The organism is Pseudomonas sp. MBLB4123 (assembly GCF_051904775.1).
In the GTDB taxonomy this organism is placed as follows: domain Bacteria; phylum Pseudomonadota; class Gammaproteobacteria; order Pseudomonadales; family Pseudomonadaceae; genus Aquipseudomonas; species Aquipseudomonas benzenivorans_B.
In genome coordinates this window covers 3,453,928-3,474,441 of the sequence record NZ_CP196711.1, presented here as the reverse complement: position 1 = coordinate 3,474,441, position 20,514 = coordinate 3,453,928, and the positions used below count along the sequence as shown (strand labels likewise).

General features: G+C 68.8%; 21 protein-coding genes. 13 read left to right on the top strand and 8 right to left on the bottom strand.

Features of this window, described 5'->3' with window-relative positions; genetic code table 11:
- Positions 1-6: 6 nt before the first annotated feature.
- Together ACSX1C_RS16120 and ACSX1C_RS16115 are read right to left on the bottom strand one after the other, a co-directional pair.
- Positions 7-612 carry a c-type cytochrome gene (locus tag ACSX1C_RS16120; protein ID WP_439886974.1) on the bottom strand — a complete coding sequence of 202 codons (606 nt, stop codon included), beginning with the start codon at positions 610-612 and terminating at the stop codon, positions 7-9.
- A 46-nt stretch (positions 613-658) separates the two neighbouring features.
- Positions 659-949 (bottom strand): c-type cytochrome, encoded by a 291-nt coding sequence (locus ACSX1C_RS16115; protein WP_318644201.1) that lies wholly within the window; start codon positions 947-949, stop codon positions 659-661.
- 247 nt (positions 950-1,196) lie between these two features.
- Between ACSX1C_RS16115 and yihA the strand changes: the two genes are divergently transcribed.
- A complete protein-coding gene (gene yihA / locus ACSX1C_RS16110; RefSeq protein ID WP_439886973.1) occupies positions 1,197-1,841 on the top strand; it encodes a ribosome biogenesis GTP-binding protein YihA/YsxC in 645 nt (214 codons plus the stop codon).
- A gap of 334 nt (positions 1,842-2,175) precedes the next feature.
- On the opposite strand, the gene polA is transcribed toward yihA, so the two are convergent.
- Positions 2,176-4,956 carry a DNA polymerase I gene (polA, locus tag ACSX1C_RS16105; protein ID WP_439886972.1) on the bottom strand — a complete coding sequence of 927 codons (2,781 nt, stop codon included), beginning with the start codon at positions 4,954-4,956 and terminating at the stop codon, positions 2,176-2,178.
- Between the two features lie 109 nt (positions 4,957-5,065).
- On the opposite strand from polA, the gene ACSX1C_RS16100 reads away from it, so the two are divergent.
- Positions 5,066-5,350, top strand: a complete 285-nt coding sequence (locus tag ACSX1C_RS16100) for a DUF2782 domain-containing protein (RefSeq protein WP_318644204.1) — start codon at positions 5,066-5,068, stop codon at positions 5,348-5,350.
- A 12-nt stretch (positions 5,351-5,362) separates the two neighbouring features.
- Positions 5,363-6,313, top strand: a complete 951-nt coding sequence (locus ACSX1C_RS16095) for a homoserine kinase (protein WP_439886971.1) — start codon at positions 5,363-5,365, stop codon at positions 6,311-6,313.
- Here the strand turns inward: ACSX1C_RS16095 and ACSX1C_RS16090 are convergent, their stop codons facing one another.
- The 3 genes from ACSX1C_RS16090 to znuA form a co-directional block, all read right to left on the bottom strand.
- The gene (locus ACSX1C_RS16090) at positions 6,314-7,006 is read right to left on the bottom strand and encodes a TSCPD domain-containing protein (protein WP_439886970.1); all 693 of its coding nucleotides are present in this window, start codon (positions 7,004-7,006) and stop codon (positions 6,314-6,316) included. It lies immediately after the preceding gene.
- 29 nt (positions 7,007-7,035) lie between these two features.
- Positions 7,036-9,177 carry an adenosylcobalamin-dependent ribonucleoside-diphosphate reductase gene (locus ACSX1C_RS16085; protein ID WP_439886969.1) on the bottom strand — a complete coding sequence of 714 codons (2,142 nt, stop codon included), beginning with the start codon at positions 9,175-9,177 and terminating at the stop codon, positions 7,036-7,038.
- Between the two features lie 147 nt (positions 9,178-9,324).
- Positions 9,325-10,308 carry a zinc ABC transporter substrate-binding protein ZnuA gene (znuA, locus tag ACSX1C_RS16080; RefSeq protein WP_439886968.1) on the bottom strand — a complete coding sequence of 328 codons (984 nt, stop codon included), beginning with the start codon at positions 10,306-10,308 and terminating at the stop codon, positions 9,325-9,327.
- Between the two features lie 67 nt (positions 10,309-10,375).
- Between znuA and zur the strand changes: the two genes are divergently transcribed.
- The 9 genes from zur to ACSX1C_RS16035 all read left to right on the top strand — a co-directional run bounded on the left by zur (position 10,376) and on the right by ACSX1C_RS16035 (position 18,429).
- Positions 10,376-10,861 carry a zinc uptake transcriptional repressor Zur gene (gene zur / locus ACSX1C_RS16075; protein WP_439886967.1) on the top strand — a complete coding sequence of 162 codons (486 nt, stop codon included), beginning with the start codon at positions 10,376-10,378 and terminating at the stop codon, positions 10,859-10,861.
- Complete coding sequence (znuC, locus tag ACSX1C_RS16070) at positions 10,858-11,661, top strand: zinc ABC transporter ATP-binding protein ZnuC (protein ID WP_439886966.1); 804 nt, start codon at positions 10,858-10,860, stop codon at positions 11,659-11,661. Before zur ends, znuC begins: the two co-directional genes overlap by 4 nt.
- Positions 11,654-12,442, top strand: a complete 789-nt coding sequence (gene znuB / locus ACSX1C_RS16065; protein ID WP_439886965.1) for a zinc ABC transporter permease subunit ZnuB — start codon at positions 11,654-11,656, stop codon at positions 12,440-12,442. Before znuC ends, znuB begins: the two co-directional genes overlap by 8 nt.
- An 82-nt stretch (positions 12,443-12,524) precedes the next feature.
- On the top strand, positions 12,525-13,373 hold the full coding sequence (locus tag ACSX1C_RS16060; protein ID WP_439886964.1) for a PA5502 family lipoprotein: 849 nt from the start codon (positions 12,525-12,527) through the stop codon (positions 13,371-13,373).
- Positions 13,374-13,548: 175 nt separating this feature from the next.
- Positions 13,549-14,556 carry a methionine ABC transporter ATP-binding protein gene (locus ACSX1C_RS16055; protein WP_439886963.1) on the top strand — a complete coding sequence of 336 codons (1,008 nt, stop codon included), beginning with the start codon at positions 13,549-13,551 and terminating at the stop codon, positions 14,554-14,556.
- Positions 14,556-15,221 carry a methionine ABC transporter permease gene (locus ACSX1C_RS16050; RefSeq protein ID WP_439886962.1) on the top strand — a complete coding sequence of 222 codons (666 nt, stop codon included), beginning with the start codon at positions 14,556-14,558 and terminating at the stop codon, positions 15,219-15,221. The genes ACSX1C_RS16055 and ACSX1C_RS16050 overlap by 1 nt, the downstream gene beginning before the upstream one ends.
- A 45-nt stretch (positions 15,222-15,266) precedes the next feature.
- Entirely contained in the window at positions 15,267-16,037 is a 771-nt protein-coding gene (locus tag ACSX1C_RS16045; RefSeq protein WP_439886961.1) for a MetQ/NlpA family ABC transporter substrate-binding protein, read from the top strand.
- 167 nt (positions 16,038-16,204) lie between these two features.
- Positions 16,205-17,434, top strand: a complete 1,230-nt coding sequence (locus ACSX1C_RS16040) for a cyanate transporter (protein ID WP_439886960.1) — start codon at positions 16,205-16,207, stop codon at positions 17,432-17,434.
- A 74-nt stretch (positions 17,435-17,508) separates the two neighbouring features.
- Positions 17,509-18,429: a LysR substrate-binding domain-containing protein gene (locus ACSX1C_RS16035; RefSeq protein WP_439886959.1), complete on the top strand. Its 921-nt coding sequence runs from the start codon at positions 17,509-17,511 to the stop codon at positions 18,427-18,429.
- Here ACSX1C_RS16035 and ACSX1C_RS16030 read toward each other — a convergent pair.
- The gene (locus ACSX1C_RS16030) at positions 18,426-19,313 is read right to left on the bottom strand and encodes a LysR family transcriptional regulator (protein WP_439886958.1); all 888 of its coding nucleotides are present in this window, start codon (positions 19,311-19,313) and stop codon (positions 18,426-18,428) included. The two genes, ACSX1C_RS16035 and ACSX1C_RS16030, sit on opposite strands and share 4 nt — an antisense overlap.
- A 111-nt stretch (positions 19,314-19,424) precedes the next feature.
- Here ACSX1C_RS16030 and ACSX1C_RS16025 point away from each other — a divergent pair, with 111 nt between their 5' ends.
- Entirely contained in the window at positions 19,425-19,850 is a 426-nt protein-coding gene (locus tag ACSX1C_RS16025; protein WP_439886957.1) for a VOC family protein, read from the top strand.
- Positions 19,851-19,873: 23 nt separating this feature from the next.
- On the opposite strand, the gene ACSX1C_RS16020 is transcribed toward ACSX1C_RS16025, so the two are convergent.
- Entirely contained in the window at positions 19,874-20,509 is a 636-nt protein-coding gene (locus tag ACSX1C_RS16020) for an SCO family protein (RefSeq protein ID WP_439886956.1), read from the bottom strand.
- Positions 20,510-20,514: the final 5 nt, after the last annotated feature.

Genomic DNA, 20,514 nt, shown 5'->3' with positions numbered 1-20,514 from the left:
GCAGTATCAGTGCAGGCCTTGCACGTAGCTGGACAGCGCTTCGATGTCCTTGTTGCTCAGCTTGGCGGCGATCGAGCGCATGATCAAGCTGTCGCCGTCGTTGGTGCGATTGCCTTCGCGGAAGTCGGTCAGCTGCTTGGCCACATAGGCCGCATGCTGGCCACCGATCTGCGGGAAGCCCGCGGCATCGAGGCCTCGACCATTGGGGGCGTGGCAACCGATGCAGGCCGGCATGCCTTCTTCCAGCTTGCCGCCGCGGAACAGCGCCTCGCCGCGCTCGACCAGCTTGGGATCGGCCGCGCCGACGCTCATCTTCTGGTTGGCATAGTAAGCGGCGATGTCGGCCAGGTCCTGGTCGCTGAGGTTGTCCAGCAGGCCGGTCATTTCCACCACCTGGCGATTGCCGGACTTGATGTCCTGCAGCTGCTTGAGCAGGTAGCGCTCGCCCTGGCCAGCCAGTTTCGGGAAGTTCGGTGCGGCACTATTGCCGTCGGCACCATGGCAGGCGCCACACACGGCCGCCTTGTTCTGGCCGGCGACCAGGTCACCCGCGGCGTGGGCCAGGCCGGTGATGCCCAGGGTCAACAGCAGACTCACGAGTACTTTGTTCATCAGCTAATCCAACTACGGCTAAGAGAGAAGAGGGTTTGCGTCGGGCTCACTTGGACATCAATTCGATGACGGCCTGGTAATCCTCGGCGGTGCAGTCCATGCACAGGCCGCGGGGCGGCATGGCATTGAGACCATTGGTGACGCTCTGTACCAGCACGTCCATGCCCTTGGCCAGACGCGGCTCCCAGGCGGCCTGATCGCCGCGCTGCGGCGCCATCGGCAGCTGGCCGTTGTGGCAGGCCGCGCAGGCGCGGGCGTACACGGCTTCCGGATCCTGGGCGGCGAGAGCCTGGAACGACAACATCGACACAGCGGCAGCGAGCAGTATTTTCTTCATGAGATCGGCCTCATCGCGGAGGGGAGCGTCCTGCTTTCTACGGGCAGATGGTCTATATCGCTCCCGTGAACACTTATCCAACGGGTGGGACAAAGCGCACACAAAATCTGCGGCATTATATACTGGCGCCGCCGAAACGGAAACGACGCCACTTGCCGTGCGGCGCCATGCCCGGCAGGATGCGCGCAATTGTCGCAAGGGCCGCGCCTCGCAACACGCCCCCACGCCCGCCCTCAACGGATGCCCGATGCAAGCCAAGAACCCCATTATCGGCCTGTGCCAACAGGCCAGCTTCCTCATCAGCGCCGCCAAGGTCGACCAGTGCCCGGACGACCAGGGCTATGAAGTGGCCTTCGCCGGACGCTCCAATGCCGGCAAGTCCAGCGCGCTGAATACCCTGACCCACGCCAGCCTGGCCCGCACCTCGAAGACCCCGGGGCGCACCCAGCTGCTCAACTTCTTCCGCCTGGACGACGAGCGCCGCCTGGTCGATCTGCCCGGTTACGGCTACGCCAAGGTGCCGATCCCACTCAAGCAGCACTGGCAGAAGCACCTGGAAGCCTACCTGGGCAGCCGCGAGAGCCTGCGCGGGCTGATCCTGATGATGGACATCCGCCATCCGCTGACCGAGTTCGACCGCCTGATGCTGGACTGGTCCGGCGCCAGCCAGATGCCCATGCACATCCTCCTGACCAAGGCCGACAAGCTGGCCTTCGGCGCGGCGAAGAACGCGCTGCTCAAGGTCCAGCAGGAGATTCGCAAGGGCTGGGGCGAGGGCGTCAGCATCCAGCTGTTCTCCGCGCCCAAGCGCCAGGGCGTGGAAGAGGCCCAGGCGGTGCTGGCCGAGTGGCTGGAGCTGGGCCAGCCCGCGGAAGCAGAAGCCGAATACTGAGGAAGGCCGGCGGGGCGGGCGGCGGCCTACCCCGGCGCCACCGGCGACTTTTCTGCGGGCAAAAAAAACCCCGAGCTTCGTATGGGGAGGGAGAAGTTCGGGGTTTAAGGGTCTGAACCGCTAGGGCGGGGTTCAGATGTCTGCCAACACTTAACACAGGAGCATCGAAGGCTTTAGTGGCCGTTCCTAGACTCTGACTGCCCGGTTAATCGCAAAGTTCATCGGCCTTTTAAAATCTATTGGTAATAAAAAGTTAACCTGTAAGCTCCAAAAGAGCTAAAAGGCCCAACCCAGCTACGCCGCGGCGCAGCCGGTCGAGCGCCAGCCCGCGACCTCAGTGCGCCTCGTCCCAGTTGTCGCCCACCCCGACCTCGACCAGCAGCGGCACCTCCAGCTGCGCCGCGCCGCCCATCAGCGCCTTGATCCGTTCGCCGACCTGCTCGACCAGGTCCTCGCGCACCTCCAGCACCAGTTCGTCGTGCACCTGCAGGATGACCCTGGCGTCCAGCCCGGATTCGCCCAGCCAGGTGTCCACCGCGACCATGGCGCGCTTCATGATGTCCGCCGCGGTGCCCTGCATCGGCGCGTTGATCGCGGTGCGCTCGGCGCCCTTGCGTAGCGCCGGGTTCTTCGCGTGGATCTCCGGCAGGTACAGGCGGCGGCCGAACAGGGTCTCCACATAGCCCTGCTGGGCGGCCTGCTCGCGGGTGCGCTCCATGTAGGCGAGCACCCCGGGATAGCGGGCGAAATAGCGGTCGATATAGGCCTGGGACTGCTTGCGGTCGACGCCGATCTGCTTGGCCAGGCCGAAGGCGCTCATGCCGTAGATCAGGCCGAAGTTGATCGCCTTGGCGCTGCGCCGCTGGTCCGTGGTCACCTCGTCCAGGGCCACGCCGAACACCTCGGCGGCGGTGGCGCGGTGCACGTCGCGGTCATGGCGGAAGGCGTCCAGCAGGCCGGCGTCCTTGGCCAGGTGGGCCATGATGCGCAGCTCGATCTGCGAATAGTCGGCGGCCAGCAGCTTGTAGCCCTCGGGCGCGACGAAGGCCTGGCGGATGCGCCGGCCCTCGGCGGTGCGGATCGGGATGTTCTGCAGGTTCGGGTCGCTGGAGGACAGCCGCCCGGTGGCCGCCACCGCCTGGTGGTAGCTGGTGTGGATGCGCCCGGTGCGCGGGTTGATCTGCTCCGGCAGGCGATCGGTGTAGGTGCTCTTGAGCTTGCTCAGGCTGCGGTACTGCATCAGCACCTTGGGCAGCTCGAAGTCCTGCTCGGCCAGCTCGGCGAGCACCGCCTCGGCGGTGGACGGCTGGCCCTTGGCGGTCTTGCTGAGGATCGGCAGGCCCAGTTTCTCGTAGAGGATCACCCCGAGCTGCTTGGGCGAGGCCAGGTTGAACTCCTCGCCGGCGATGGCGAAGGCCTGGCGCTCCAGCTCCACCAGCTTGTCGCCCAGCTCCTGGCTGTGCTGGCCGAGCAGCTTGGCGTCGACCAGCGCGCCCTGGCGCTCGATGCGTGCCAGCACCGGCACCAGCGGCATCTCGATCTCCCGCAGCACCTTGGCCAGGGACGGCTCGGCCTCGAGTTTGGCCCACAGGCACTGGTGCAGGCGCAGGGTGATGTCGGCGTCCTCGGCCGCGTAGGGCCCGGCCTGCTCCAGGGCGATCTGGTCGAAGGTCAGCTGCTTGGCGCCCTTGCCGGCGATGTCCTCGAAGCGCACGGTGCTGTGGCCCAGGTACTTGAGCGCCAGGCTGTCCATGTCGTGGCGGGTCGCCGTGGCGTCCAGCACGTAGGACTCGAGCATGGTGTCGAAGGCCACCCCCTGCACCTGGATCGGCGTGGAGGCATTGGCCAGGACGTTGATGTCGTACTTGGCGTGCTGGCCGACCTTGGCCTTGGCCGGGTCCTCGAGGATCGGCTTGAGCGCCTGCAGCACCGCGTCGCGATCCAGCTGGGCCGGCACGCCCATATAGGAGTGGGCCAGGGGAATATAGGCCGCCTCCCGGGCGCTGACCGCGAAGGACAGGCCGACCAGCTGCGCCTGCTGGGCGCCGAGGCTGGTGGTCTCGCTGTCGAAGGCAATCAGCTCGGCGCCCGCGAGCTTGTCCAGCCAGGCGTCGAACTGTGCCTGTTCGAGAACGATCTGGTAGCTCGTCTCGACGGCGGCGGCCTCATCTGCCGCCTCGGCGGCGGGCGCGGCGAACAGGCCGCCTTCCGCCTGCGCCACCGGCTGCTTGTCCTGGCGCTGCAACTCGTCCAGCCAGCTCTTGAACTCCAGCTCGGCGTACAGTTCGAGCAGCGCCGCACGATCCGGCTCGCCCGGCTGCAGGGCGTCGATCTCGATGTTCAGCGGCACGTCGAGCTTGATGGTCGCCAGCTCGTAGGACAGGTAGGCCATCTCGCGGTGTTCGGCGAGCTTGGCCGGCAGCGACTTGGCGCCGCGGATCGGCAGTTCCGGCACCTTGTCGAGGTTGGCGTAGAGCACGTCGAGGCCGCCGCCGAGGCCGACCAGCAGGCCCAGGGCGGTCTTCTCGCCGACCCCGGGCACGCCGGGAATGTTGTCGACCTTGTCGCCCATCAGCGCCAGGTAGTCGATGATCAGCTCGGGACCGACGCCGAATTTCTCTTTCACGCCATCCACGTCGTAGACGCTTCCGGTCATGGTGTTGACCAGCGTAACGTGCGGACAGACCAGCTGCGCCATGTCCTTGTCGCCGGTGGAGATCACCACGTCGCGGCCCTCGCCGGCGCCCTGGCGGGCCAGGGTGCCGATCACGTCGTCGGCCTCCACGCCCTCGACGCACAGCAGCGGCAGGCCCAGGGCCCGGACGCTGGCGTGCAGCGGCTCGACCTGCACCCGCAGGTCATCGGGCATCGACGGCCGGTTGGCCTTGTACTCGGCGTAGAGTTCGTCGCGGAAGGTCCCGCCCTTGGCGTCGAAGACCACCGCGAAGGGGCTGTCCGGGTACTGCTTGCGCAGGCTCTTGAGCATGTTCAGCACCCCCTTGACCGCGCCGGTGGGCAGGCCCTTGGAGGTGGTCAGCGGCGGCAGGGCGTGGAAGGCGCGGTACAGGTACGAGGACCCGTCGACCAGGACGAGGGGGGCAGTGCGGCCAGTCATGAGTTGCTTCCTTCAGTGCGACGGCGCGCGATGCCCGTCCAGATCAAGCTTTTCGACGGGTGCAGCGCTAGAATGACTGCACCATTGACGACAAAGGGACAAGGTTATCATGCGCACAGTCAATCGCCTGTTGCTGGCCAGTCTGCTGGCATTCGCCCCGGCCGCGGTTCTGGCCGAGGAACCGGTGTCCGGCGAACCGGACGTGACCATCCGCCAGGAGGGCGACAAGACCATCCAGGAGTACCGGGTCAATGGCTTCCTCTATGCGATCAAGGTCACGCCGAAAGGCGGCAAACCCTACTTCCTGGTGCGTGCCGATGGCAGCGATGGCAACTTCGTGCGCTCCGACCATCCGGACATGCTGATTCCGGCGTGGGAAATCTTCAAATGGTAAAGCGATCCTGATATGTCGGTTTTCACCCCCCTCGAACGCCATGAACTGGAAGCCTTTCTCGCGCCCTACGGGCTCGGTCGCCTGCGCGACTTCCAGGGCATCGCCGCCGGTAGCGAGAACAGCAACTTCTTCGTCAGCCTGGAACAGGGCGAGTTCGTCCTGACCCTGATCGAGCGCGGCCCCAGCGCCGACCTGCCGTTCTTCATCGAGCTGCTCGACGTGCTCCACGAGGCCGGCCTGCCGGTGCCCTATGCCCTGCGCACCGAGAGCGGCGAGGCCCTGCGCGAACTGGCGGAGAAGCCCGCGCTGCTGCAGCCGCGCCTGCCCGGCAAGCACATCAGCCACCCCAACGCCCATCACTGCGCCGAGGTCGGCAGCCTGCTGGCCCACCTGCACCTGGCCACCCGCGGCCATACCCTGGAGCGCAGGAGCGATCGCGGCCTGGACTGGATGCTCGCCGAGGGGCCGAGCCTGGCCCTGAAGCTGCCGGAAGCCGACCTGCCGCTGCTGCGCGACGCCCTGGCCGAGATCGCCGCGCTCAAGGCGAAGATCCTCGCCCTGCCGCGGGCCAACCTGCACGCCGACCTGTTCCGCGACAACGTGCTGTTCGACGGCAACCACCTGACCGGGGTGATCGACTTCTACAACGCCTGCTCGGGGCCGATGCTCTACGACCTGGCGATCACCCTCAACGACTGGTGCTCGGAGGCCGACGGCAGCCTCGACCACGCCCGCGCCCAGGCCCTGCTCGGCGCCTATGCCGCGCTGCGGCCGTTCGGCGCCGCCGAGGCCGAGCTGTGGCCGACCCTGCTGCGCGTGGCCTGCGTGCGCTTCTGGCTCTCGCGGCTGATCGCCGCCGAGTCCTTCGCCGGCCAGGAAGTGCTGATCCACGACCCCAACGAGTTCCTCCGCCGCCTGGCCCGGCGCCAGCGGGTCGACCTGCCCCTGCCGTTCGCCCTCTAGCTAGCCGCACCTGGAATAGCCGCAATTGAGGCAGGTGGCGCAGCCCTCCAGCTGCACCACCGCCTGGGTCTGGCACTTGCCGCACAGCCGGGCGCCGGGCGGGAAGCCCTCGCCGGGCTCCAGCGCCGCGGCGTCCTGACTGGCCTGGTAGACCGCCCACTTCTCCGCCAGCTGACGCCGTTGCTGGGCGTCCAGCTCGTGGCCTTCGAGCAGGCCGATGGCGCTCAGGTGGCGCTCCAGCACCGCGCCGATCTCCGCCACCAGCGACGGCATGTACACCCCGCCGCGCTTGAGGTAGCCGCCGCGGGGGTCGAACACCGCCTTGAGCTCCTCGACCAGGAAGGTACAGTCGCCGCCCTTGCGGAACACCGCCGACATGATCCGGGTCAGCGCCACTATCCACTGGAAGTGCTCCATGCCCTTGGAGTTGATGAAGATCTCGAAGGGCCGGCGCTGCTCGTGGGGCGTGCCAGCGTTGAGCAGGATGTCGTTGATGGTGACGTACAGGGCATGCTCGAACAGCGGCGACTTGATCTTGTAGGTCACCCCGAACAGGGTCTCGGGACGCTGCAGGGTCTCGTCCAGCTGCACCGGCGCCGGCGTCGCCTCGGCGGGCGGCGAGGCCGGCGCCTCGTCCACCAGCTGGAAACCCGTGATGCGTTGTTCGATCTTCACCGCCATGCTCGCCTCCATCGCGCCGCCCAGGACTGGCGCAGCGCCGCTCAGTACTTGCCGTAGTAGCCTTCCTTCAGCGCCTCGAACAGGTTGGCCGCGCTGTGCAGCTGGCCGTCGTACTCGACCTCCTCGTCGCCCTGCAGCTCGATCTGGCTGCCGTCGGCCAGCTCGAAACGGTAGCGGGTGCGCGCCAGATCGGCCTGCTTGACCAGCACACCCTGGAACGCCGCCGGGTTGAAGCGGAAGGTGGTGCAGCCCTTAAGGCCCCGGCGCCAGGCGTACAGGTAGATGTCCTTGAACGCCTCGAAGGGGTAATCGGCGGGCACATTGGCGGTCTTGGAGATCGACGAGTCGATCCACTTCTGCGCCGCCGCCTGGATGTCCACGTGCTCGGTGGGGCCGATGTCCTCGCTGCTGACGAAGTAGTCGGGCAGGCGCTCGGCCGGGTCCGCCGAGCCGGGCAGGGCCCGCGGGTTGACCAGGGCGCGGTAGGCCAGCAGCTCGTAGCTGAACACCTCGATCCGCGCCTTGCTCTTGCGCCCGGGACGGATCAGGTTGCGCCAGTAGTGCTGGGCGAAACTCGGCTCGATGCCGTTGGAGGCGTTGTTGGCCAGGCTCAGGCTGATGGTGCCGGTGGGGGCGATGGAGCTGTGGTGGGTGAAGCGCGCGCCGCGCTCGGCCAGGGCCGCCACCAGCTCGGGGGCCTGCTCGGCCAGCTGCTGCATGTAGCGCGAGTACCTGGCGTGCAGCACCCGCCCGGGCAGCCTGTCGCCGACCCGGTAGCCGTCGGCCGCCATCTCCGGGCGCAGACGCAGCATCCGCGCGGTCACCTCGAAGTCCTCGGCCAACAGCGGCGCCGGGCCCTTCTCCTCGGCCAGCTCCAGGGCCACCTGCCAGCCGGTCAGGGCCATTTCCCGGGCCACCTCCTCGGTGAACACGCAGGCTTGCGCGCTGCCGTAACGCAGCTTGAGCAACGCCAGGGCCGAGCCCAGGCCGAGGAAACCCATGCCGTGGCGGCGCTTGCCGAGTATCTCGGCACGCTGCTCGGCCAGCGGCAGGCCGTTGATCTCCACCACGTTGTCCAGCAGCCGGGTGAAGATGCGCACCACCCGGCGGAAAGCCTCCCAGTCGAAGCGCGCCGCGGCGCCGAAGGGGTCGAGGACGAAGCGGGTCAGGTTGATCGAGCCGAGCAGGCAGGAGCCATGGGGCGGCAGCGGCTGCTCGCCGCAGGGGTTGGTGGCGCGGATATGTTCGCACCACCAGTTGTTGTTCCACTGGTTGACCCGGTCGATGAGGATGAAGCCCGGCTCGGCATAGTCGTAGGTGGCGGCCATCAAGCGGTCCCACAGCTCGCGGGCGGGCAGGCTGCCATGAACCTTGCAGGCCACCCGGCCGGCCGCGTCCACGCAGTAGCCCTGCTGCAGCGGCCAGTCGCGCCAGCGCACCTGGGCCGGATCGTCCAGGTCCAGCCCGGCGCGCTCCTGGGCATGCACGGGAAACAGCAGCGGCCAGTCGGCGTCCTGCTCGACCGCCTGCATGAAGTCGTCGCCGACCAGCAGGCTCAGGTTGAACTGGCGCAGGCGGCCGTCCTCGCGCTTGGCCTCGATGAAGGCCTGCACGTCCGGGTGGGCGATGTCGCAGGTGGCCATCTGCGCGCCACGGCGGCCGCCGGCCGAGCTGACGGTGAAGCACATCTTGTCGTAGATATCCATGAACGACAGCGGCCCGCTGGTCTGCGCCCCGGCACCGGACACCCGGGCGCCGCGCGGGCGCAGGGTGGAGAACTCGTAGCCGATGCCGCAGCCGGCCTTGAGCGTCAGCCCGGCTTCGACCAGGCGGCCGAGAATCGCCTCCATCGAGTCCTCGAGGGTCGCCGAGACGGTGCAGTTGATGGTCGAGGTGGCCGGTTTGTGCTCGCTGGCACCGGCGTTGGCGACGATGCGCCCGGCGGGGATGGCGCCGTGACGCAGCGCCCAGAGGAACTCCCGGTACCAGTGCTCGCGGCGCTCGGGCGCCTCCACGGCGGCCACGGCGCGGGCGATGCGCTGCCAGGTCTGCTCGACGCTGGCGTCCAGCGCAGTGCCGCCGGCATCGCGCAGGCAGTATTTGTGCGCCCAGATGTCCAGGGCGGCGGCCTGCAGCGGGATCACCGGGGCCGCCGTCGATGGGGTCGTGCCGCGCTTGGCCATTGCCGTCCTCCCGTCGCCGAGCACGCGGCCCTGACCGGGGTCGGCGGCAGGCGGCGCATCGCTCGCCGGCCTGCAACCACGGGGCCGCTGACTTCTACCTTAGCCCCTGCACGGCGGTCGTGACGGCGCGCCGATCGCCGCGCGGCGCTACAGGCGCTCCAGGCAGCCCGCCAGGTTCTCGCCCAGCTGTTCGAGCAGCCGCTCGTAGGCACCGGCCTCGACCGCCAGGGCGCCGCCCATGGCATCCAGCTCGGCCAGGGTCACCGGCAGGCCGGCGCTCAGGGTGTCGGCCAGACGCGGACGCAGCGGCGGTTCGCTGAACACGCAGCTCGGGCCGGCCTGCGCCAGGCGCGCCCGCATCGCCGCCACGTGACGCGCCCCCGGCTGCACCTCGCCGCCGAGGCTGAACACCCCGGCGTGACGCAGGCCATAGGCCGCCTCGAAGTAATCGTAGGCCTCGTGGAAGACGAAATAGGGCTTGCCGGCGATGCCGCTCAGGCGTGCGCGCAGGCGCCGGTCGAGAGCCGCCAGGCGCGCCTCGAAGGCAGCCAGGTTGGACTCGTAGCGCGGCGCGTTGGCCGGATCGGCGGCGGCCAGGTCGGCGGCCATGCGCGCGGCGATCACCCGGGCATTGGCCGGCGCCAGCCACAGGTGGGCATCCAGGCTGCCGGGGCGGTGGGCGTGGTCGTGCTCGTCCGCCGCGGCCTCCCGGTCGGCGTGATCCTCGTGCTCGTCATGGCCAGCGTGTCCCTCGTGCTCGTCGTGACCCGCGTGGTCGTCGTGTGCGTCGCCGAAATGCCGCAGCTGCATGCCGGGCAGGTCCTGCACCGCCACGCTGGGCTTGTCCCGCGCCTCCAGCACCCGCGGCAGGAAGCTCTCCAGATCGGCGCCGACCCAGTACAACAGCTCCACCTCGCGCACCCGGCGCACGTCGGAGGGACGCAACGCATAGTGGTGCGGCGAGGCGCCCGGCGGCAACAGCACCTCGGGGCTGCCGACGCCATCCTGCACCGCCGCGGCGATCAGCTGCAGCGGCTTGATGGAGGTCAGCAGGCGCACCTCGGCCTGGGCGTTGACACTGGGGAAGAGGGTCGCGAACAGCAGGCTGACGGCGGAAAAAAGACGCGGCACGGCGAATACTCGGGCTGGAAGAAACAGGTAATATAATAACGTCTCTACCGCAAGGCTGTCGCCGCCCATGATCCTCACCCCGCTGGCCTCGCGCCCCCACGACCATTCCCGCTGCGTCAGCCAGGCCCTGGCCGAGGCCGAGACCATCTGCAGTCGCCAGGGCCTGCGCCTGACGGCGCTGCGCAAGCGTGTGCTGGAACTGGTCTGGCAAAGCCACAAGCCGCTCGGCGCCTACGACATCCTCGCCGTGCTGAGCGAGGCCGACGGCCGCCGCGCCGCGCCGCCGACCGTCTACCGCGCCCTGGACTTCCTCCTGGAGCACGGCCTGGTGCACCGCATCGCCTCGCTCAACGCCTTCGTCGGCTGCAACCAGCCCGAGCACGCGCACCAGGGCCAGTTCCTCATCTGCCGCCAGTGCCACGCGGCCATCGAGCTGGAGCAGACATCGATCAGCCAGGCCATAGTCGCGGCCGCCGCCGCCGTGGGCTTCAGCGTCGACAGCCAGACCGTGGAAGTGGTCGGCCTGTGCGCCGGCTGCCGGGAGGCTGCATGAACGAGCCCCTGATCCGCCTGGACGGCGTCGGCGTCAGCTTCGCCGGGCAGAACGTGCTGCAGGACGTGCAGCTGGCCGTCGAGCCGGGGCAGATCGTCACCCTGATCGGCCCCAACGGCGCCGGCAAGACCACCCTGGTGCGCACCGTGCTCGGCCTGCTCAAGCCCGACCGCGGCAACGTCTGGCGCAAGCCGAAGCTGCGCATCGGCTACATGCCGCAGAAGCTGCACGTCGACGCCACCTTGCCGCTTTCGGTGCTGCGCTTCCTGCGCCTGGTGCCGGGGGTCGACCGCGCCGGCGCCCAGGCCGCCCTGGCCGAGGTCGGCGCGAGCCAGGTGCTCGACAGCCCGGTGCAGGGCATCTCCGGCGGCGAGCTGCAGCGCGTGCTGCTGGCCCGGGCGCTGCTGCGCAAGCCCGAGCTGCTGGTGCTGGACGAGCCGGTGCAGGGCGTCGATGTCGCCGGGCAGGCCGAGCTGTACCGCCTGATCACCCGCCTGCGCGACCGCCATGGCTGCGGCGTGCTGATGGTCTCCCACGACCTGCACCTGGTGATGAGCACCACCGACCAGGTGGTCTGCCTCAACCGCCACGTGTGCTGCTCCGGCCACCCCGAGCAGGTCAGCTTCGACCCGGCCTTCGTCGAGCTGTTCGGCCAGGATGCCCAGAGCCTGGCGGTCTACCACCACCACCACGATCACCAACACGACCTGCACGGCGCGGTGATCGAGGCGCGCGGCGGCCTGACGATCCAGGGCCCGCTCAAGCCGCACGTGCACGGGGATGGCTGCAACCATGGCTGATTTTCTGCTCAACGCCCTGCTCGCCGGCCTGGCCCTGGCTCTGGTGGCCGGCCCCCTGGGCTCCTTCGTGGTGTGGCGGCGCATGGCCTACTTCGGCGACACCCTGTCCCACGCCGCCCTGCTCGGGGTGGCCCTGGGCCTGATGCTGGACGTCAGCCCGACCCTGGCGGTGACGGTCGGCTGCGTGCTCCTGGCCGTGCTGCTGGTGACCCTGCAGACCCGCCAGCCGCTGGCCTCCGACACCCTGCTGGGCATCCTCGCCCACAGCACCCTGTCCCTCGGCCTGGTGGTGCTGAGCTTTATGCGCGAGGTGCGCATCGACCTGATGAGCTACCTGTTCGGCGACCTGCTGGCCGTCGGCCCGGTCGACCTGGCCTGGATTCTCGCCGGCAGCGCCCTGGTGCTGCTGCTGCTGAGCCTGCTGTGGCGGCCGCTGCTGGCCATCACCGTGCACGAGGAACTGGCCCGGGTCGAGGGCCTGCCGGTGGCGGCGATCCGTCTCGCCCTGATGCTGCTGATCGCCGTGGTGATCGCCGTGGCGATGAAGATAGTCGGGGTGCTGCTGATCACCTCGCTGCTGATCATTCCCGCCGCCGCCGCCCAGCGCCATGCCCGCACCCCGGAGCAGATGGCCCTGGGCGCCAGCCTGCTGGGGGTCCTGGCGGTGTGTGGCGGGCTCAGCCTGTCCTGGTTCCAGGACACCCCGGCCGGCCCGTCGATCGTGGTCGCCGCGGCCAGCCTGTTCCTACTGAGCCTGGCCTGGCCGCGGCGCATGGCCTGAACCCGGCCGCGACACGGTTTGGTGCCTGCCGGTCGGGCGGTGTAGACTTGCGCACTTTTTGCACAACTCGAGACTCTCAGCCATGAAGTCGTTCGCCTCACGTTGCCTGGTCCTGATCGCGGCTGGCTGGCTGCTGACCGCCTGCCAACAGGCTCCGCAAGTCGCCGATATGCCGACCGACGAGTTGGTCAGCGCCTTTCGCCAACTCGACCAGAGCCTGGCGAAAGGCCAGCTGGAAGCCGCCGAAGCCCGGCTCGCGGCCCTGCAACAGCGGGCCGACGGCGATACCCGCCTGGAGCAGTACCAGCGGCAACTGGCCGAGGCCTACCTGCAGAAAGGCCAGCAGGCCCTGCAGAGTGGCGATCTGGACAGTGCCACCACGGCCCTGAGCCATGCCCGCCGCCTGATGCCCCAGGCCCCGGCCCTGACCACCGGCCTGGACGGCGCCATCGCCCAGGCCCGCGACGCCGAACTGGATGCCGCCGACCGTGCCCGCAGCGCCGCCGAACAGGCCGCCGCACGGGCCGCGGAGGCGCGCCAGGAACAGGCGCGCCAGCTGCGCCTGGCCGCCGAACGCCAGGCCGCGGCCATCCAGGCGACCGAGTTGCCCAATACACCGAGCGAGTTCGCGCCCTCCCGGGCCCGGCTGATCGACCCCAGCGCCGCCAGCAGCGCGGTACCGCTGCCGATGCTCGACCGGCAGGACAACGAAGGCCTGCGCAACCTGCTCGACCGGGTCGCCGAGGACGTGGTGGCGTTCCGCTGCGCGGTGCGCATCGAGGTGCGCCAGGCCAAGGACTACCAGTGGGTCGCCGCCCTGCTCAACGCCCGGGTCAAGCGCCTGGACCCGGCCTTCAGCCCGCGCCTGACCCAGGTGCTCAAGCCGGGACAGGTGCCGCAGCTGGTGCTCAGCCCGACCCGCCGACCCTAAGCGGCCGCGAGGCAGGGCACGGCCGGGCTCGCCCGGCCGTGTGGAGCCCATTCAGTAATGCAATTTCGCTATAAACATAGGTCTACAAAGATTTTCGCGACCTAAACAACCCCCGGTAGACTAGCCGCCCTTCACGGCCTACCCGCCAGCTCGACGAACCCAAAAGGTTTCCCGCGTGATCGAATTCCACTCTGTCCACAAGGCGTACCACGTCGCCGGACGCGCCATCCCGGCCCTGCAGCCGACCGACCTGCACATCGCCCGCGGCGAGGTGTTCGGCATCATCGGCCACTCCGGCGCCGGCAAGAGCACGCTGCTGCGCCTGGTCAACCGTCTGGAGGAACCCTCCGGCGGACGCATCCTGGTCGACGGCCTCGACACCACCGCCCTGGATGCCGATGGCCTGCGCCGTTTCCGCCAGCGGGTGGGGATGATCTTCCAGCACTTCAACCTGCTGTCGTCGAAGACCGTGGCCGACAACGTCGCCCTGCCGCTGAAGCTGGCCGGCGAACTGTCGCGCCGCGACATCGACCGGCGGGTCGCCGCGCTGCTGGCGCGGGTCGGCCTGCAGGACCACGCGGGCAAGTACCCGGCGCAGCTGTCCGGCGGCCAGAAGCAGCGGGTCGGCATCGCCCGCGCCCTGGCCACCGAGCCGCAGATCCTGCTATGCGACGAGGCCACCAGCGCCCTCGACCCGCAGACCACCGCGCAGGTCTTGCAACTGCTGGCCGAGATCAACCGCGAGCTGGGCCTGACCATCGTGCTGATCACCCACGAGATGGACGTGATCCGCCGCGTCTGCGACCGCGTGGCGGTGATGGACGCCGGCCAGATAGTCGAACTGGGGCCGGTGGCCGAGGTCTTCCTGCACCCGCAGCACGCCACCACCCAGCGCTTCGTGCTGGAATCCGAGCACGTCGACGAGAACGAGCAGCGCGACGACTTCGCCCATGTCGCCGGGCGCATCCTGCGCCTGACCTTCCAGGGCGAGGCCACCTACGCGCCGCTGCTCGGCACCGTGGCGCGGGACACCGGGGTCGACTACAGCATCCTGGCCGGGCGCATCGACCGGATCAAAGACACCCCCTACGGCCAGCTGACCCTGGCCCTGACCGGCGGCGACCTGGACGCCGCCATCGCCCGCTTCGAGGCGGCGGACGTGCACCTGGAGGTGCTGCGCTGATGGACGCACTGTTTCCCAACGTCGACTGGCTGGAAATCGGGCAGGCCAGCCTGGATACCCTGAGCATGCTCGGCGGCTCGCTGCTGTTCACCGTGCTGCTCGGCCTGCCCCTGGGCGTGCTGCTGTTCCTCACCGGACCGCGCCAGCTGTTCGAGCAGAAGGCGCTGTATGCCGTGCTGTCGCTGCTGGTCAACGTGCTGCGCTCGGTGCCCTTCGTCATCCTGCTGATCCTGATGATCCCGCTCACCGTGCTGGTCACCGGCACCTCCCTGGGAGTGGCCGGCGCCATCCCGCCGCTGGTGGTGGGCGCCACGCCCTTCTTCGCCCGCCTGGTGGAGACCGCCCTGCGCGAAGTGGACCGCGGCATCATCGAGGCGACCCAGGCGATGGGCGCGACCACCCGCCAGATCATCACCAACGCCCTGCTGCCCGAGGCTCTGCCCGGCCTGGTCGCGGCGGTGACCGTCACCGCCATCACCCTGGTGTCCTACACCGCCATGAGCGGCCTGATCGGCGGCGGCGGCCTCGGCGACCTGGCGGTGCGCTACGGCTACCAGCGCTACCAGCCGGACGTGATGCTGGTCACCGTGGTGCTGCTGTTGGTCCTCGTGCAAATACTGCAAAGCGCCGGCGACAAGCTGGTGGTGCACTTCTCCAGAAAATAAGGCAGCCAACCCGCTGCCGCTCGCCGATCCCACAAGGAGCCCTTCATGAAAAAACTGCTAGTTGCCGCCGCGGCCTTCGCCGCGCTGTCCGCCCAAGCGGAAAGCCTGACCGTCGCCGCCACCGCGGTGCCTCACGCCGAGATCCTCGAGTTCGTCAAACCGGCCCTGGCCAAGGACGGTGTCGAGCTGGAGATCAAGGTGTTCACCGACTACGTGCAGCCCAATGTGCAGGTGGCCGAGCAACGCCTGGATGCCAACTTCTTCCAGCACCAGCCCTACCTCGACGAGTTCAACAAGAGTCGCGGCACCGAGCTGGTCAGCGTCGCCGGCGTGCACGTCGAGCCCTTCGGCGCCTACTCCAGCAAGCACAAGAGCCTGGACGCACTGCCCGAGGGTGCCCAGGTGGTGATCCCCAACGACGCCACCAACGGCGGCCGCGCCCTGCTGCTGCTGCAGAAGGCCGGGGTGATCAAACTCAAGGACGCCGGCAACATCCTCGCCACGCCCAAGGACATCGCCGAGAACCCCAAGGCCATCAAGGTGCGCGAGCTGGAAGCGGCGACCTTGCCGCGGGTGCTGAATCAGGTCGACCTGGCGCTGATCAACACCAACTACGCCCTGGAAGCCGGCCTCAAGCCGACCCAGGACGCCCTGGCCATCGAAGGCAGCGACTCGCCCTACGTCAACATCCTGGTGGCCCGCGCCGATAGCAAGGACGGCGCGGCCCTGCAGAAGCTGGCCAAGGCGCTGAACAGCGCCGAAGTGAAGGCCTTCATCGCCGAGAAGTACCAGGGCGCCGTGGTGCCGGCCTTCTAAGCCGGCTGCACCTCCCGCGCCATGCCGAACCCCGCCCTGTGCGGGGTTCGTCGTTTCTGGGCGGCCATCGCCGCGCCGCAATTTTCCGCAGGGGTCCACGGTTTTTTGAGTTGTCCCTTCCCGCCAGGCCTGGCGCAATGACCGCCCGCCCACGGTTGGAGCCCAGGATGCATCCACTACACCCTCCAGTAGGACGCGCACGACTCTGGCTGAGCGCCTGCGTGATCCTGATCGGCCTCAACCTGCGCCCGTCGATGGCCGCCGTCGGCCCGCTGCTGGCGGAACTGCGCGGCGAACTGGGCATAAGCTTCGCCAGCGCCGCACTGCTGACCCTGTTGCCGGTGATGAGCATCGGCCTGGCGATGTTCGTCGGCCTGGACATCGCCCGGCGCTTCGGCGTGCGCCGCTCCATCGGCCTGGCGCTGTTGCTGCTCGGCTCGGCCAGCCTCGCCCGGCTGTTCAGCGTCGGCGTGCTCGACCTGCTGCTCAGCGCCTGCGCGGCCGGCCTGGGCATCGCCCAGATCCAGGCGCTGTTGCCGGCGCTGCTCAAGGCACGCTACGGCCAGCAGGTGGCCCTGCCGATGGGGCTGTATGTCACCGCCATCATGGCCGGTGCGGCCCTGGCGGCCGGCCTGGCGCCGAGCGTAGCCGAGTTCGGCAGCGGCTGGCGCGCCGGCCTCGGCATCTGGGCCTTGCTCGCCGCGCTGGCGCTGCCGCTGTGGCTGAGCCTGCCGTCAGGGCTGACGCGCCTGGGCGACGCGTCCCGGAACGCCGACGAGCCGCGCCTGCGCTTTTCCCGCTACCCCCGGGCCTGGCTGCTCGCGCTGTTCTTCGGCCTGGGCACCGCCGGCTATACCTGCGTGCTGGCCTGGCTGGCGCCCTACTTCATCGAACTGGGCTGGCATAGCCAACGGGCCGGGCTTCTGCTCGCCTTCCTGACAGGCATGGAGGTGCTCTCGGGGCTGCTGTCGCCGTGGCTGGCGAGTCGCAGCAACGACCGCCGCGCCGTGCTCGGCGGCCTGCTGTCGCTGATCTGCGGCGGCCTGCTGGGGCTGGTTCTGGCCCCGCTGGCCGCGCCCTGGCTGTGGGCGACCTTGCTGGGCCTGGGCATCGGCGGGCTGTTCCCGCTGAGCCTGATCCTCTGCCTCGACCACCTCGACGATCCACATCAAGCCGGCGGGCTGACCGCCTGGGTACAGGGCATCGGCTACCTGATCGCCGGCCTCTCGCCCTGGCTGGCGGGGCTGCTGCGCGATGCCCTGGGCAGTTTCAGCGCCGCCTGGCTGGCCCTGGCGGGGATCATGCTGCTGTTGCTGCTGGCCTCCTGGCGCTTCGCACCCCGGGACTACGCCAGACACTTCCGCAATGATGGCGGCCAAACCGTGCCGGCCGGCTAGCAGAATCGCAAGTCGAGCTTGCCGCCGCTGCCGCCAGCGGTTCTGATGGGGCCCCCGGCCACAGGAAGCGCCCCATGCTGCTCGCCAACAGTCTGCGCAAGATCGATATCCAGGACCTGCTGGTGTTCCTCGAGATCTGCCAGCGGCGCCACCTCGGCGAGGTGGCCGAGAGTCTCAGCCTCAGCGCGTCGAGCGTCGGCTACAGCCTGAAGAAACTGCGCGGCAGCTTCGCCGACGAGCTGTTCATCGCCACCCGCAGCGGCATGCTCCCCACGCACAAGGCCCAGGCGATACGTCCCCATGCACTGGCCATGGTCGAGTCGATCAATCGCTGCTACAGCGAGGCCAGCGCCTTCGATCCGCTGCAGGCGCCGCGGACATTTCGGCTATGCGCGCCCGAGTACTTCGAGCTGCTGATCCTGCCGCCGCTGCTGCGCCGACTCAGTGCCCACAACTATCCGGTCAACCTGGAGATCCAGCGCCTGGCCGGGGAGATTCCCGCCGATGAGCTGACCCAGGGCAACCTCGATCTCGCCATCGGCTTCGGCCCCCACCTGCACCGCGCCCATCCCGAGTTGGTCGGCCTGGCCCTGTTCAAGGACGAACTGCTGTGCGTGCGCGATGCTGCCGCCCCCGCGATACGCGATCTTCAGGACTTCTGCGAGCGGCGCCAGGTATTCCCCACCCCCTGGGATTCGGCGCGCAACATGGTCGATGGCTGGCTACAGGAGCAAGGCCTTGCCCGCCAGGTGGCGGCGCGCACCAGCAACTACCTGGCGGCACTGCAGTTGATCCCGCACAGTCCGCTGCTGCTGATGCTCCCGGGGCGGATCTATGCCCACCTGGGAGACCCCCGCACCCTCGCCAGCCCGCTTGCGGGACTGCCGGAGTTCTCCCTGGAGCTGTTCTGGTCCCGCGCCCAGGATCAGGACCCCGCCGCCGTCTGGTTGCGCGAGCAGATTCTCTGCGTGTGCGCCGAGCAGGCACTGATCTAGACGCAAACCGCCGCCCCCTCGCCGGCCACCTGCGCCCGCAGACAATCCAGCAGGCAGTCCAGCGCCGGCTGGCGCTGCGCCCGGTGCATGACCGCGACCAATTCGCGGTGGAAGGTCAGCGGCCCCAGCTCGATCACCCGCAGCTGGGTCGGCCGCTGCAGCCACAGGCCGGCCCGCGGAATCAGCGACACCCCGAGGCCGCACTCGACCATGCGTACGATGGCCTCCAGCTCGTCCAGTTCCAGCGCCTCGCGCACCTCCAGGCGCTGCTCGCGCAGGAACTGGCTGACCCGCCGGCCGCCGAACGAACTGCGGTCGTAGCGCACGAAGGGTTGCTCGGCGAGCAGGCGCAGGGGCTCGTCGCCCTCGATCCCCTGGGGTGCGATCAACACGAAGGGTTCCCGGGCCAGGCCGACTTGCAGCAGTTCCTTGGGCAACTCGAACGGCGGCCGGATCAGCAGCGCCAGGTCCAGCTCGCCGGCATCCACCTGGCTCAGCAACTGCAGGGACACCCCCGGCACCAGCTTCAACTCGACCCGCGGCGCGGCGGCGCGAAAGCGCGGCAGGGCCTGGGGCAGCAGGCCGGTCTGCACCGTGGCGATGGCGCCGATGCGCAACTCGCCCTGCCACTCGGCCAGGGCCGTGGGCTGCGCCATCTGCCCATAGAGCGCGAGTATCTGTTCGGCCAGCGGCAGGGCATGCCGGCCGGCGGCGTTGAGCACCGCGGCGCGGCCGCTGCGATCGAACAGGCGCACGCCGAGGTGCTGCTCCAGCACGCGCATCTGCGCGCTGACCGCCGACTGGGTCAGCCCCAGGTGCTGGCCGGCGGCGGCGAAGGTGCCGTGACGCACGACCATCAGGAAGGTTTTCAGCTCACGCAGCATGGCCGCCTCGATTGATCGATTTTATTTGTGCTCGCGCACAAGGATATTCGCTTTCAATCGATTTCGCCGTTACTAGAATGGAGCGGACATCGCCCCTACAGGAGCCTCACCATGTCACTCGCGCCCTTCCACCTGGCCATTCCCGTCTTCGATCTGGCTGCCGCCCGGCACTTCTATGGCGAGCTGTTCGGCTGCGCCGAGGGCCGCAGCAGCGAGCAATGGGTGGACTTCGATTTCTTCGGCCACCAGCTGGTGATCCACCAGGCGCCGCAGATGGCGTATCAGGAGGCGGCGCACGGCAACCCGGTGGACGGCCACGAGGTGCCGGTGCCGCACTTCGGCGTGGTGCTGGCCTGGGACGACTGGCAGCGCCTGGCCGATCGCCTGGTCGCCAGGGGCACCCGCTTCGTCATCGAGCCCCATGTGCGTTTCCAGGGCCAGGTCGGCGAACAGGCCACCCTGTTCCTCCTCGACCCCTGCGGCAACGCCCTGGAGTTCAAGGCGTTCAAGGATATCGGCCAGCTGTTCGCTAAATAGCCGGCCGGGCAGTCGCGGCGGGCTCAGCCGGCCGGCTTAAGCAGATCGGGCAGCTGCGTGGCGAGCTTGGCGTTCTTCAGCGGCGCGCGGATAAAACCGCGCTGGGTGCCATCCGGGCCGACGATCACCAGGTTGCCGCTGTGGTTCACCGTGTAGTTCTCTTCGCTGGTGTCGGCCGGGATAAAGGGAATGCTCACGGCGTTCGCCAGTTTCTGAATGGCATCCAGCTCGCCGGTCAGGCCGATGAAGTCGGCATCGAAATAACCCAGGTATTTCTTCAACTGCTCCGGCGTGTCGCGATGGGGGTCGACGCTGACCAGCACCACCCGCAGGTTGTCCCTGGCCGCCTCGGGCAGCAGGGTACGCAGCTGACGCAGCTCGGCGAGGGTGGCCGGGCAGATGTCCGGACAGAAGGTGTAGCCGAAGAACAGCAGGCTCCACTGGTTCTCCAGCCGGTCGACCCTGAACGCCTGGCCGTCCTGGTCGATTAGGCTCAGCTCGGGCAGATCGCGGCTCTGCGGCAGCAGCACGATGCCGGCATCCAGCAGCGCGGTGGGGTCGGCCTGGCCCTTGCTGGTCAGCACCTTGTTGACGGTCAGGCCGAGGATCAAGGCGACCACGGCGACGAGGATGAAAACGGTCTTCTGGGTACGGGTCATGGCAC